Here is a 13,775-nt window from a genome sequence, read left to right on the forward strand (position 1 = left end):
AGCCATAGTGTTCTGCCAGGTTCCGAAGGAGGCACTCGGCAGCAGGCCTATCGGGCGGATGGGGCCAAAACGGATCGGAAACGTCAGTTGAAAACAGACATATCAGCGTATTTTCGCCTTGCCGGCCCGATGCGGCCGGCACGGCTCGTCGCCACGTGCCTCGCTCTGTCACTCGCGGTTCCGGCCATGGCCGACGAGTACCGGCTCGGCTCGCAGGACAAGCTCAACATCCGCGTCGCCGAGTGGCAGACGGTGGAAGGCACGTTCCGTGACTGGTCGGCGGTAAACGGCGAATATTCGGTCGGTCCAGCCGGCAATTTGTCGGTGCCGTTCGTCGGCGAACTGCCGGCCGCCGGCAAGACCACGTCAGAGGTTGCGGCCGCGATCAGCGTCGCCCTGCAGCGCAAGCTTGCCTTGTCGGACAAGCCGGAAGCCTCGGTGGAAATGGTGCAGTTCCGGCCGTTCTACATCTCGGGCGAGATCCAGACGCCTGGCCAGTTTCCCTATGTGCCGGAGCTGACCGTGCTCAAGGCGATCAGCATCGCCGGCGGCATCCGGCGCAACGCCGATTTGGGCACCCAGCTCGGCAAGGACCTGATCACCGCCAAGGGCAATTTCGACATTTATGACGACCAGCGCGTGCGGTTGATCGTCAAGCGTGCCCGCATCGATGCCGATCTCGCCGGCAAGGAGAGTTTCGAGGCGCCTAAGGAAGTTGAGGGCGACCCGCGCCTGGCGACAATCGTCGCCGACGAAATGCAGATCCTGATCTCCGACCAGAAAGCGTTGAAGCTGAAGCTGCAGGCGCTTGACGATCTGAAGGGGGTCCTGCAGTCCGAAATCGAGGCGCTGCAGAAAAAGATCGTCAACCAGCAAAAGCAGGTCGACCTGGCGCAGCAGCAGGCGGACAGTATCGGTCCGCTGGCGCAAAAGGGCCTGGTCGCCAACGCACGCCTGCTTTCCTCGCAACAGTCGGTCACCGATCTGCAGGGCAAGATCCTGGACTATGAGACGGCGATCCTCACCGCCAAGCAGTCGGTCAGCAAGGCGACGCAGGATGCCATCGATGCCCAGAACACGTTGAACTCGAGACTTGCCGCCGACCGGCAGCAGGTCGAAGCAGACCTCAACGAAGCCGCACTCAGGGTCAACATGCAACAGGGCCTGATGGCCCAGGCATCGGACCCGGCCACGACCGCCGCCATCACAAACAACAATGAAGAGCCGGCGCTCATCTATTCGCTGGTGCGCGTGACCGACGGCAAGACCAGCGAGATCGACGCGAAGGAAGATACGCCGGTGCTGCCGGGCGACGTCATCAAGGTGAAGCTGGCGCCGACGGCCAGCCAGTAACCTGTTTGTTTGGAGCAATTCCGGACGGAAATCCGTTTCCCACTTTTCCCGGAATTGCTCTAGCGCGCGGGCTCGCTCGGCGAGGCCCGCGCGATGGAGGCGGGAGGAACCAGTTCGGCTCGTTCGCGCCAGGGTGCGGGCGGGAACTTCCGTTTTTCGACCGCTTGAAGGCATTCCATGCAGCCCGCCGCACCGCGCCACGTCTACCTCAATCTCGATGCCATCCGCGGCGTCGCGGCGATCAGCGTCATGCTCTACCACTTCTCGCCGTTCCTGGCCGCCGGCAAGGTGCTGCCGTCGAGCTATCTGGCGGTCGACCTGTTCTTCCTGCTCAGCGGCTTCGTCATCGCGCATGCCTATGACCGCAAGATCGAAAACGGCATGGGCTTCGGCACGTTCCTGGCGATCCGCCTGATACGCCTCTACCCGCTCTACCTCGCCGGCACGCTGCTCGGTTTCTTCTATCTCATCGTCAAGAACCGGCTGATTCCGGCGGAATACATGCCGATCTCCGAGATCGGCACCATGCTGACGACCGGCATGTTCTTCATCCCGCTGGTCAGCGATGCCTATCACACGATCTTTCCGCTCAACCCCGCCTCGTGGTCGCTGTTCTTCGAGCTGATCGTCAACATAGCCTATGTCGCCGTCTTCTTCCTGCTGACGAAACGCGTGCTGAGCACGCTCATCGCCGTCAGTCTGGTGCTGCTGGTCATCGCTTCGATCGTGGCCGGCACCCTCGACTTCGGCATGACCGGATCGACTATCATCGGCGGCCTGCCACGCGTCTGTTTCTCGTTCTTCCTGGGCGTGCTGCTTTGCCGGTCCATGACACGCTATCAAAGGGGGCTCGGCTTTCTGCGGCGCGGCTGGTGGATAGAGGCCGCGATCGCACTGACGCTCGTTGTCTTTGCCATCGCGCCGGCCGGCGGCGCGCGCGTCGCCTACGATCTCGCCTGCGTCGTCCTGGTCTTCCCGGCGCTGGTGGTGGTCGGCACCATTGCGCCGACGGCGCCGCGCCTGTCAGGCCTCTATGGCTGGCTGGGGCGGATTTCCTACCCAATCTACATCATCCACACGCCGCTGCTGATGATCATCGCCGGGGCGGGCAAGGCCGCAGCGATCGACCCGTTCGCGCATCATCCCTGGTTCGGCATCGTCATGGCGGTTTCCGTCATCGTCATCGCCGACATCGCCACGCGCCTCTATGACGAGCCGTTGCGCCGCTTCCTGCAGCGGCTGATGCTGCGCAAGCGCGCCGTCGCCTGAGATAAGCAAGTCAGACGCGCGCCGGCATGCGGCCGTTGGCGGTGTTCTCGTCCGGCACCGGAACATAGGCCCGCCTTGCCCTGGCGAGCGGCACCGGGCGCAGCTTGAACAGGCCGTAATAGACGATGAACGAGGCCATGAAATAGGGGCCGAGGATCTCGACCTCGAAGAAGGAGCGGATCAGCATCATGCCGACCGCGCCGGCGAGCACCACTGAATCGGCGCTCCAGTCACCGAACACCACCTTCGAAACATGGCCCCAGAAGGAGCGCAGGATGATCAGCGCCAGCATCGTCACGCCGATGAAGCCGAGCTCGACCAGCGTCTCGATATAGGTGTTGTGGAAATGGAAGCCGGTGCGGGTGGAGATGTAGAACTCGGCCCAGAGCCGTTCCGGATCGGCAAAACCCTGGATCCAGTAGGCGGCATAGCCATAACCGAGCACCGGACGCTGCTGCGCGGCGGCCCAGCCCTGTTCCCAGAGATAGGTGCGGCCGGTCAGCGTCGAATCCTTGCCGAAGATGCCGAGCACGACATCGAGCAGGCCAAGGTTCAGCGCAGCCATCACACCGCCGACCAGCGCGGTAGCGCCGACGACGAACAGCACGCGGCGGTAGCGGCGTGACAGAACCTTGCTCATGGCAAGCAAGGCAACGACACCGATCACCGCCGGAAGCGAAGCGACCGACGTCGCCGAGTGGGCGATCGCCAGCATATAGACCGACAGCAGGATGATCGGCGCGGCCCAGACGAAGCTCATCCAGTTGCGCCGGTAGAAGGCCAGAAAAGCGAAGCAGAAGAAGATGCCGAGCGAGGCGAAGAAGCCGATCTGGTTCTTGGAGCCGAAGGCGCCGACGAAATTGGTGGTGCCGTCGATAGTGTCGAGCGCATAGGCGCCAACCTTCAGCGAATACAGCAGCACGATGAAGATGCCGATCAGCGAGCCCAGCACCAGCGTGCGCGTGCTGATGGTGCGCGCCGCGATGTAGGCGCACAGCATGTGGGAGAAATATTGCAGCCCCGCCCGCGCGCTGGTGCCGGCCGCTTGCGACCAGAACAGCGACAGGCAGACATAGGCCGCAAACAGCAGCGGCAGCCAGGCGCTGGAGAGATCGCGGGCGAAACGCCGGTAATCGACGAACAGCAGCGGCAGCCATACCAGATAGTAGGCGAGGATCAGGATCTGGCCGAAATTGGTGGAGTAGGCGAAGGCAAAGACCGACACCGCAACGGCGAAGGCGGCATAGGCCTTGTTGTTGTCCGGATCGATCAGAATGGATTTCGGGATCTTCATATCCGTACCGGATTTCTCATGCTGCCGCCTTTCGGCTGGGCTGAAGCGCCCATGGTCGGCTTTTCTGCGTCATGCGCGATCGCCGGAACCTGCCCTTGCCGGACCCCGATCAGCGGGCATCCATTGTGCAGTGCACAATATAACCTCTCTATCGCCTGTCACTCAATGGTAAATTTGCCGCGAGGGGTAAAGTTGCTGCAGGCAGGGCCAAAACGACCATGCAACCGACAAATGGCGTTAATGCGGCTCGCTCGTTCGAAAATTCAAACTGTGGCCGCTACCACAGCGCTCCGCCGGTGATCTGGATGTTTTCCATGGTGATGCCCTTGGCCAGATCCGAGCACAGGAACACGGCTAGAGCCGCGATTTCCTGCGGCTGCAGCATGCGCTGCTGGGGATTGCCCTTGGCGATCTCGGCCATCGCTTCCTCGGCGGTTCTGCCCTTGCCCTCACGCTCGACGACCTGCGCCACGTTGCGGCGCATCAGTTCGGTCTCGACCCAGGTCGGGCTGATCATGACGCAGGTGACACCGTGCGCGGCGCCTTCCAGCGCCACGCAGCGGGTAAGGCCGAGCAGCCCGGCCTTCGAGGCGCAGTAGGCCGGGTTGTCCTTCCAGCCGACGGAAGCCGCTGTCGAGCCGATGTTGACGATACGGCCCCAGTCGCGCGCGATCATGCCGGGCAGCACAGCTCGGGTGACGCGGAACGCTCCGCTGAGATTAGTGTCGACGATCTTGTCCCACAGTGCGTCGGAATGGCCGCAGACCGGCTGTTCGGCGGTGGTGCCCGCAGCATTGACCAGTATGTCGGCCGGGCCGATGGCGGCTTGTGCGTCAGCCGCAAACCGGTCGGTCACATCGCTGTCGCGGACATCGAGATGGGCGGCATAAACCCTGGTGCCGTGTGCCGACAGGGCCAACCGCACGCGCTCGATTTCGTCGGCGCCGGGATAATAGGCGGCGTCGGATCTGTCGGCGCCGGCGGGCGCGATGTAGGAGCCGACGGCGACATTGGCGCCGGCTTGCGCCAACGCCGTCGCAATGGCGAAGCCCATGCCGGAAAACCCGCCGGTGACGATCGCGCTGCGGCCGGAAAGGTCTGTCATGGGCAGTGAATCTCCGATGCCGACGTTTGATGCGATCGTCTTAGACCCAGCCCGGTGACGAGCGCTACCTTGCCTGCAGCGCTGGTCACCACGTCGCTAAAGCGGTTTGCCCAGCCACTCGCGATAGAAGCCTTCGAGATCGGGTTCGAAATCATGCACGATCGGATAGCCGGGTGCTGCCGCCTCGACCTCGTGCATGGTGCCGCATTGCGGGCAGATAAATTCGCGGATTTCCATCCATTGCGGATCGGGGATATCGCTGTTGGGATAGATCTCGCGCAGCGCTTCCTCGGTGTTTCGCACGTTGATCGCAGCCTTGAGCTTCCAGTTCTTGCGGTAGTCGCCGAAAGAGTGGCCGCATTCGCAGCGGGTGATCCGTTCATCGCCGCTTTGGCAGATGAAGAGGTGATCCGAGACCGGCAGCAGGATCGGGTCCTTCCATGCGACACGGTCCTGATAGACGGCGAGCATCTTGAAGAAGCGGTCGTCGTCCTTGTAGGCGCTCATGATGCGCTTTGTCTGAGGCCAGGGCAGCTTGCCGGCTGAGAGATCGCCGAGGACTTCCTTGCTGTATGAGGTCATGGCTTTGCTCCCGGCATGAAGATCGATCTGGCGTCGATGGTCCAGAAATCACTGAAATCCCTGGTGAAGCGCGACGATAGCTTGATCGCGCTGGCATACATTTTCTTCACCTCGGGCGCGAAGTCGGCCTTCTCGACACGGCCGCGTTCGGCAGCGATCCAGTCCGAAACCGGGATCGCCTTGGCCAGACGCTCTCTGCGCATGGCGGCACGACGTTCGACGGTGGCGTCGATATCGGCAACCGGATAACCCTCGGCGTCGTCCTTCAGCACGATGCCGAAAATCTGGATCGCCGCCTGGCGGGTGAGAAAACCGTTCTCGACATCCCAGGCGGTCTTGACCGGATCGCGCTCCAGCACGTCGCCGTAACCGCCGCCACCATTGTAGGAATGGCTGAAGATGTCCCCCGACTTGTGCGGCGAGGTGATGTAGGGGCCTTCGACCACGGCATGGTCGCCGCCGATGTTCTTCTCGTAGTCGGAGACATGCGGATCGATACCTGGGGCATGCGCGAGCGGTTCGCCTTTCGCCGCCAGTTCGTGGATGTTGGAGTTGCGCACCGCGCGATGCTTCTGGCAGGTTGGCGCGGGATAACCGCCGCACATGCCGCCATTGTCGAATACCCGCGAGGAGTGTTCCGAAGTGTGCAGTCGCAGGTGCGAGGTCTTGTTGATCAGCCAGGTCGAGACGAAGGAACAGCCGCCGCGATATTTGCCGGCGCCGCCCGAATTGGGCATCATCGAGCGGCCGATATAGACCATCGGCATCGACTGTTCCCAGACCTCGATGTTGCCCATGTCGGATTCCGGATTCCAGCCGACATAGGCGGTGTCGAGGCCATCGGCGATGGCGAGCGCGCCGGAGCCGGCGGCGGCGCATTCGAAATGCGCCATGCCGAACGGCGTGCCGTACTGGCTTTCGCCGCCCATCTCGATCATCGGGCTGTTGACCTGGCCGACGAAGGCTTCCTCGACGAAGCCGCGCGCGACGAAGCCGCGCGACAAAAGGCGCTGGAACACGCCATAGGCCGGCAGCAGCAGCGCCCAGGATGTGGCGGTCGCCACCATCTCATTGGCGGGGTTGGTCCAGGTGCCGTGCGGCAGCTTCAGCTCGGTCGCCATCCAGGCGCCGTCATTGACCAGGCCCTCGAAATTCATGTGCTGGGTCAAGGTGACGAACATGCCTCCATCCATGCCGGCCGGCGTGCAGTTCATCGAATGGTAGCCCCAGGGCTGCGTGCCCTCGAAGTCCATGGTGATCTTGCCGTCGGTGGTGATCTCCATCTCGATCGGGATGTTGTAGAGCCAGTCGGGATCGCCAAGCAGCTGGAAGCCGGGCTTGCCCGCTGTGACATGGCCATAGAAGGTGTGGCCGCGATAGATGCCGGGCACGGTGAGCTGGCGGGTGCGGGCGAGCTGGGCACGACGACCCTCCTCGATGAACTCCTTCGATACCTTCATCCAGCAGTCGAGGCCGATCTCCGAGATCAACTGCTTGACGCTTTCGCGCATGTCGATGCAGGAGGCAACCTTGGCCTTCTCGTCGAGCACCCAGTAGATCGGCATGCGCAGATTGCGCTCGCAGCGGATGACGTAGTCGCGCCGGATCTCGTCATTCTCGCCGATCTTTTCGGCGCAGACGAACAGGCCTTCGGTGAAGCGCTCCTGCGCCAGGCAGACGTCGCCGCCGGGCGTGATGCCGCCGGCCTCCAGCTCGTGGCAGACGGCACCTGCCCAGCCGACCAGCGTGCCTTCATGGAAGATCGGCACCACGTCCATGACGTCGGGCACCTGCACGGTGCCGATGAAGGCATCGTTGTTGGCAAAGATGTCGCCTTCGCGGATCTTCGGGTTTTCCTCGTAATCGTTCTTGATCATCCACTTGATGAAGCGGCTCATCGTGTGGACGTGGACCATGATGCCGTTGGACAGCGCGATCGCATCGCCCTCGGGCGTATAGATCGCCACCACCATTTCGCCGACTTCGCGCACGCCGGGCGAGGCCGAGATGCGGCGGGCCATTTCGCGGGCCGAGACGCAATAGGCGCGCAGCTTGGTGTGCAGCGTCTCGAATTTCAGCGGGTCCTGGTTGCGTAGCGTGAGCTCGGTGATGCCGTCATAGCAGCCGGTCTCTTCCATCAGCCGTTCTGATTCGAGCAGCCGTTCGCGCAGGCGCAGGGCCGAGGCAGGTTTGTCCAACATGGCGGTGCCCTTTCAAGAATGGGTGTAATGCAGCAGCGTCCACTCATCGACATGGACACGGTCCTGCGGATGAACAACGAGCGTGGTGGCGGGATGTTCGATGATGGCCGGACCGATCACCTCATGGCCGGGCTGCAGTAGGTCCATCTCGTAGAGATTGGCCTTGTGCCAGCGTCCCCCGATATAGGCCTCGCGCACGCCCTTGTGCGCTGCTGCCGGGGCCGACTTGCCGAGCGGGCGCTTCAAGAGCACCGGCTTGACCTTGTCGGCGGTGGCGATCAATCCGAGCTCGGTGATGGTGAAGCCGGCTTCGCCATAGCGCGAAACGCGATGGTTGACCTTGGCGTAGACCGCCTCGAATTCGTCGATGACCCTACGCATGTCGTCAGCCGAATTGACCTCGGCAAGCGGTGCCATGACCTCGACATCCTCGAGCTGGCCGGTGTAGCGCATCATCAGGAAAGGCACGGTCTTGATCTTGTCTCTGATATGGCCGTCGCTGATCATCTCGTCGACCGCCGCCTTGGTGAGATCATTCCAGACGTCGGTGACCTTCTTGCCGAAAGCGAGCAGCTCGTCATCGCTTGCGCGGGCGCCGATGTCGTGCTGCGTCGAGACCGAATGCCGACGCATGAAATCGGCGGTGGTGCAGCCGAAGGCCGAGAAGGCGGCGGCAAACTGGAAGGTGATGATGTCCTTGAAGCCGATGCCCCTGGAGCAGCCGGCCAGATGCAGCGGACCCGAGCCGCCATAGGACAGCAGCGTGAATTCCGAGGGATGGATGCCCTGGCCGGAGATGACCCGGCGCAGCGCGTTGTTGGCATCGGCTTCCAGCATGTCGATCATGCCTTCGGCAGCCTCCTCGACACCGACGCCAAGGATGCTGGAGCATTTTTCCTCAAACGCTTTGCGCGCCTTCTCGACCTGCAAGACGACCTTGCCGCCGAGGAAATAATACGGGTTGAGGCGGCCTAGTATGGCGTCGCAATCGGCGATGGTGGGTTCAGTGCCGCCCTTGGCGAAGCAGATGGGGCCGGGGTCGGAACCGGCGCTTTCCGGCCCGAGCGAGACTTTCTTGGTCAGCGGGTCGACCTTGAGGATCATGCCGGCGCCGGCGCCGATCGTGTCGAGATGCAGCGTCGGCACGTTGAGCTTGAAACGGTCCATCAGCGGCTCGTTCTCGATCCGCGTCTGGCCGCGCGAGATGACGCCCATGTCGAAGGAGGTGCCGCCCATGTCCGAGCAGATCAGGGAGTCGTTGCCGATGAGCTTGCCGACATAGGCCGCGCCGAGAATACCGCCGATCGGGCCGGAAATCATGGTTTCGTGCAGGCGCGGATGGTTGATTGAGGTCAGGCCGCCAAAGGACAGCAGCGTCTGCACGCCGTATTTGAAGCCGTATTTTTTCGAAACGTCCTCGATACCCCTAAGCTGCTTGCGGCCGCGCGACGTCGCGTAGGCTTCGATCAGCACCGAGTTCAGCCGCGACTGTTCGCGGATGACCGGGCGGACCTCGTGGCTGGTGTAGATGAGGATGTCGGCGCCGGCTTTCAGCACCTCCTCGCGGCATATCTCGGCGATGCGCTTTTCGTGCACCGGATTGACGTGCGAGAAGATGGTCATGATGCAGATCGCCTCGACCTTGTCGGCAATCAGCTTCCTGGCCGCAATCGCGACTTCATGCTCGTAGAGCGGCAGCACGATGTCGCCGAACTGGTCGATGCGCTCGGTGACGCCATGGGTGCGACGGCGCGGCACCAGCGGATCGGGATGGTGGTGCGTCACCGCATGCAGCCGGTCGGCATAGGAATAGTCGGCCCAGGCCTGCAGGCCGCGACCCATCAGGATCATGTCTTCGAGACCCTTGGTGGTGATCAGGCCCAGCCGGCGCCCGGTGCGCGACAACAGTGTGTTGAGCATGCCGGTGCCGGAATAGAGCACGACGTTGACGCCGGAGAACAGCTGCTCCAGCGAGATGCCCCAGGCATCCGCCGCGTCTTCGGCCGATGCGAGGAAGCCTTCGGCCTCGTTCTTCGGCGTGGTTGCCGACTTGCCGATCTTGAAGTGGCCGTCCTGATCGACAAGGATCGTGTCGGTCATGGTGCCGCCGGCGTCGATGCCGATGACGATTGGATTGCCGACGATGGGGCTGGTGAGGTTGGGTTGGGTCACGGTCGCCTCGGGATTGCTCTAGGATGGCTCAAGCTAGATTCCTTGGGCGGCCTTGCGCCATATGCCAAAAGACACAATGACCGCCGGACCGGGATCGCCGAGAAAAGGGCATGCGCATGGGCAATATCTGGGGGCCGCTCGCCAGGGCGATTGCCGCCACCGGTACGGACAGGCATGTCGACTGCCTGATTGACCTGATCGGCGCCGATATCGAGCACGATCTCGTCACCGTGACACGATATTCGGCGACGCAGACGCCGGAATTCATCANGATCGGCGCCGATATCGAGCACGATCTCGTCACCGTGACACGATATTCGGCGACGCAGACGCCGGAATTCATCAAGCACCGGCGCTTCTCCGACGAGATGGTCCGGCGCTATCTCGACAATTACTACGTCTTCGACCCGTTCTATGCCTCGTGGCGGCGTGAGCAGAGGCTGGGCATCCTGCCGCTGAAGCGGCTTGCCGATGACGAGGCCAAGCGCGGCCAGTACATAGCCGGCTTCCTGGCGCAGTCGGAAATCTGCGATGAGGTCGGCATCATGCTGGCCGATGGCGGCGACTGGTGCCTCGGCATCTTCCTCGACCGCTCGACCTCCACCTTCAAGGAGAGCGAGATCGCCCTGCTGGACGAGCGGCTGCCGGTGTTCGAGGCGCTGCATGCACTCGACATTGAGGCGCGGGGGACGGAATTCTCCCGCACATCGGCGCCGACCGGCCCCGGCGCCTCGCCCCGGCAGGAGCCGACCATCCCGGCGAGCCTATGGCCGGAGCTGTCGCTGCGCGAGCGGGAATTGGTGCAGTTGATCCTGGCAGGACATCCGACCGCCAACATCGCGGAACGGCTCGGCATCGCCGTCGGCACGGTGAAGAACCACCGCCGCCGCATCTACGAGAAGCTCGACATAACCACCGAACGGGAGCTGTTTTTGCAGTTCTTCCAGCATCGGGCAGACGGTTAGTCCGCCATCGACATGGCCGTCAGTCGTGCAATTGCCTGGAAATCGGCAGGCCGACAGTAAAGCCGGAGAATGTTACCTCAAACCCTTCGCGCTGCGGCGAGCAGCACATCATGCCGACATCGACGGATTTGGAGATCGGGAAATAAGCCAGCCGCACCGGCTTCCACTTGCCGTCGGTGGTATCAAGATATTGGATGCGGATCGCCTCGGCATGGCGGGTCAGCCGGATGCGCACGCCGTCGGGGCCGGTGGGAATGCTGAGCAGCGACCAGTCCGAGGTGTCGTTGGTGACCACCACCGAAAAGTAAGCCAGCCCGTCGGTGTATTCGATGCCGGCCTTGATCCAGTGCGTTTCACTCAGCCGCAGCATCAGCCCGGCCTGGTCGTAGAGCACCTTGTAGTCGCCCTTGACGGTGACTTCGGCGCTGAAGTCACCCTCGACCGGCCGATACAGGAAATGGCCATTGTCACGCCAGAAACCGTAAAAGGTTTCGCGCCAGAAGTCGGTTTCCCCGCCGGTGCGCACATGCACGATGCCATCGCCGAAGGCATGATGCGGCGGCGGGTTGAGCCAGGTCAGTTCCTTTTTCGCCGCTGTCATCGGGTCACCCGTCGATCAGCCGGCAAATGTGTAGGCTGTCTTCACCGTGGTGTAGAATTCCGCGGCATAGCGGCCCTGCTCGCGTGGGCCGTAGCTCGAGCCCTTGCGGCCGCCGAACGGGACGTGGAAGTCGACGCCGGCGGTCGGCAGATTGACCATCACCATGCCGGCCTCGGAATTGCGCCGGAAATGCGTGGCATGCTTGAGGCTAGAGGTGCAGATGCCGGAGGTCAGGCCGAAGGGGGTGTCATTGGCAACCGCAAGCGCCTCGTCATAGTCCTTGACGCGAATGACGTTGGCGACCGGCCCGAAGATTTCTTCCCGCGAAATGCGCATGGCGTTGGTGCTCTCGGTGAACAGCGCCGGCCTGAGATAGAAGCCGGGTGTTTCGCGGTCCAGCCGCTCGCCGCCGAAGGCGAGGTTGGCGCCTTCCTGGCTGCCGATGGCGATATAGTCCTCGTCCTGCTTCAGCTGGCTCGCATCGACGACGGGCCCGATCTGGGTCTTGGCATCGAGCGCATCGCCGATGACGAGCTTTTCCAGGCGCTCCTTGAGCGCGGCAACGAAGCGGTCGTGAATGCCTTCGGTCACCACCAGGCGCGACGATGCCGTGCAGCGCTGGCCGGTCGAGAAATAGGCGCCGTTGATGGCGCACTCGACAGCCGTGGCGAGGTCGGCGTCGTCGAGCACAACCATCGGGTTCTTGCCGCCCATTTCGAGCTGGAACTTGCGCATGTGCTCGACGCTTGCCGCGGCGACGCGTTTGCCGGTGCCGACCGAGCCGGTGAAGGTGATGGCGTTGAGGTCGGGGCTGTCGAGCATGGCCTGGCCGACCACCGAGCCCTTGCCCATGACCAGGTTGAGCACGCCTTTCGGCAGGCCGGCGCGGTGCAGGATGTCGACAATGGTCCAGGCGCTTTCGGGGACGAGTTCGGCCGGCTTGAAGACGATGGTGTTGCCATGCGTGAGTGCCGGCGCGATTTTCCAGGTGGGAATGGCGATGGGGAAATTCCACGGCGTGATAATGCCGACGACGCCGACGGCTTCGCGGGTGATCTCGACGCCGACGCCCGGGCGAACGCTGGGCACCAATTCACCCGACAGGCGCAGCGTCTCGCCGGCGAAGAAGTCGAAGATCTGGGCGGCGCGGATGGTCTCGCCAATGCCCTCGGCCAGCGTCTTGCCCTCCTCGCGCGACAGCGCGCGGCCGANCTGGGCGGCGCGGATGGTCTCGCCAATGCCCTCGGCCAGCGTCTTGCCCTCCTCGCGCGACAGCGCGCGGCCGATCTCGTCCTTGCGCGCCATGATCTCGTCCGAGGCCTTTTTCAGCACGGCGTGGCGCACCAGCGGCGCGGAGCGCGACCAGGCCGGGAAGGCGGCTTTGGCCGCCGCTATGGCCTGCTTTGCCTGTTCGGCGCCGGCCGAGGCATATTCGCCAACGACATCGCCAGTGTTCGAGGGATTGATGTTGCGCGAGCCGGCCTCGCCTACCCACTCGCCATCGATCAGATTTTTACGAAACAGGCTCATGTCGCGGTTTCCTTGTATTGGTTCGCTGGGGGTGCCGTATGCCTGAATCATTTATCAGACAAATGACGACACTGTGAGGGCTGAAATCTAGCTGCGGACTGGATAGCCGATGGCGCGCGGCTATGAAAGCCGCGACCTCAAGATGGACAATATAAAGCGGCCCTGTCAGGTCGGAAAAGTCCAGAACAGGCAAGCCAGCGTCGCCGCGGCGAAGATGACGAAGAACAGGCTCCTGAGCAGGATGTTGCGGCGCAGCTCGTTCATGGTGAAATGGCTGCCAACGATGGCCGCGGCGAACAGGAAACGCCAGTTCAGGAGCGCCCACAGCACGCTGCTCTGGCCGAAAGCCCAGCGGGCGACGAGACAGCCGACAATTGTGGCGAACAGGGCAATCACCGCCCAGAACAGCGCATCCGCAGCATGGGTCAAGACGATGCCGGCGGCGCGGATCGGCAGGATCATCATCAGCATGGCGCCGAAAAAATAGACGGCGGCGAGCGGCAGGAACGAGCCGGCATCGGCAATGCCGTCCAGCCGCCTCACGCCGATCGCGCCATAGGGATAGCCGTGCCTGGCCACCGCCAGGCTGAGCGCCATGAGCAATGCGGTGAGCACCGCGACCAATGCGAATGTAATGAGGGCCTTGCTCATGCCGTTCCTTGCTTTGAGGCCCTGTCAGAGCCGAATCACGAGGAACGATTTT

At 63.0% G+C, this 13,775-nt stretch carries 11 protein-coding genes; 3 read left to right on the top strand and 8 right to left on the bottom strand.

Annotated features, from left to right (window positions below; translation table 11 throughout):
- The first annotated feature begins 129 nt into the window (after window positions 1–129).
- On the top strand, window positions 130–1,353 hold the full coding sequence (locus tag X728_RS156435) for a polysaccharide biosynthesis/export family protein (RefSeq protein WP_032885928.1): 1,224 nt from the start codon (window positions 130–132) through the stop codon (window positions 1,351–1,353).
- A 177-nt stretch (window positions 1,354–1,530) separates the two neighbouring features.
- A complete protein-coding gene (locus X728_RS1000000167760; protein WP_023831208.1) occupies window positions 1,531–2,622 on the top strand; it encodes an acyltransferase in 1,092 nt (363 codons plus the stop codon).
- Window positions 2,623–2,632: 10 nt separating this feature from the next.
- Here the strand turns inward: X728_RS1000000167760 and X728_RS156430 are convergent, their stop codons facing one another.
- From X728_RS156430 to X728_RS156410, 5 genes are all read right to left on the bottom strand, one after another.
- Window positions 2,633–3,916 (bottom strand): O-antigen ligase, encoded by a 1,284-nt coding sequence (locus X728_RS156430; RefSeq protein WP_023831209.1) that lies wholly within the window; start codon window positions 3,914–3,916, stop codon window positions 2,633–2,635.
- A 277-nt stretch (window positions 3,917–4,193) separates the two neighbouring features.
- Window positions 4,194–5,021, bottom strand: coding sequence for an SDR family NAD(P)-dependent oxidoreductase (locus X728_RS156425; protein ID WP_023831210.1), 828 nt, complete (start codon window positions 5,019–5,021; stop codon window positions 4,194–4,196).
- A 96-nt stretch (window positions 5,022–5,117) separates the two neighbouring features.
- Window positions 5,118–5,603: an acetone carboxylase subunit gamma gene (locus X728_RS156420; RefSeq protein ID WP_023668821.1), complete on the bottom strand. Its 486-nt coding sequence runs from the start codon at window positions 5,601–5,603 to the stop codon at window positions 5,118–5,120.
- Window positions 5,600–7,804, bottom strand: a complete 2,205-nt coding sequence (locus X728_RS156415; protein ID WP_023831211.1) for a hydantoinase B/oxoprolinase family protein — start codon at window positions 7,802–7,804, stop codon at window positions 5,600–5,602. The genes X728_RS156420 and X728_RS156415 overlap by 4 nt, the downstream gene beginning before the upstream one ends.
- A gap of 12 nt (window positions 7,805–7,816) precedes the next feature.
- Window positions 7,817–9,976: a hydantoinase/oxoprolinase family protein gene (locus X728_RS156410; protein ID WP_023745192.1), complete on the bottom strand. Its 2,160-nt coding sequence runs from the start codon at window positions 9,974–9,976 to the stop codon at window positions 7,817–7,819.
- Window positions 9,977–10,086: 110 nt separating this feature from the next.
- Between X728_RS156410 and X728_RS156405 the strand changes: the two genes are divergently transcribed.
- Window positions 10,087–10,941 carry a helix-turn-helix transcriptional regulator gene (locus X728_RS156405; protein WP_023807716.1) on the top strand — a complete coding sequence of 285 codons (855 nt, stop codon included), beginning with the start codon at window positions 10,087–10,089 and terminating at the stop codon, window positions 10,939–10,941.
- Window positions 10,942–10,960: 19 nt separating this feature from the next.
- Here the strand turns inward: X728_RS156405 and X728_RS156400 are convergent, their stop codons facing one another.
- The 3 genes from X728_RS156400 to X728_RS156390 all read right to left on the bottom strand — a co-directional run bounded on the left by X728_RS156400 (window position 10,961) and on the right by X728_RS156390 (window position 13,723).
- Window positions 10,961–11,542, bottom strand: a complete 582-nt coding sequence (locus X728_RS156400) for a DUF1349 domain-containing protein (RefSeq protein WP_023831212.1) — start codon at window positions 11,540–11,542, stop codon at window positions 10,961–10,963.
- A 15-nt stretch (window positions 11,543–11,557) separates the two neighbouring features.
- Window positions 11,558–13,072 (bottom strand): aldehyde dehydrogenase family protein, encoded by a 1,515-nt coding sequence (locus tag X728_RS156395; protein ID WP_023831213.1) that lies wholly within the window; start codon window positions 13,070–13,072, stop codon window positions 11,558–11,560.
- Between the two features lie 165 nt (window positions 13,073–13,237).
- Window positions 13,238–13,723, bottom strand: coding sequence for a hypothetical protein (locus X728_RS156390; protein ID WP_023694218.1), 486 nt, complete (start codon window positions 13,721–13,723; stop codon window positions 13,238–13,240).
- Window positions 13,724–13,775 lie beyond the last annotated feature (52 nt).

The organism is Mesorhizobium sp. L103C119B0 (assembly GCF_000502235.1).
GTDB lineage: Bacteria > Pseudomonadota > Alphaproteobacteria > Rhizobiales > Rhizobiaceae > Mesorhizobium.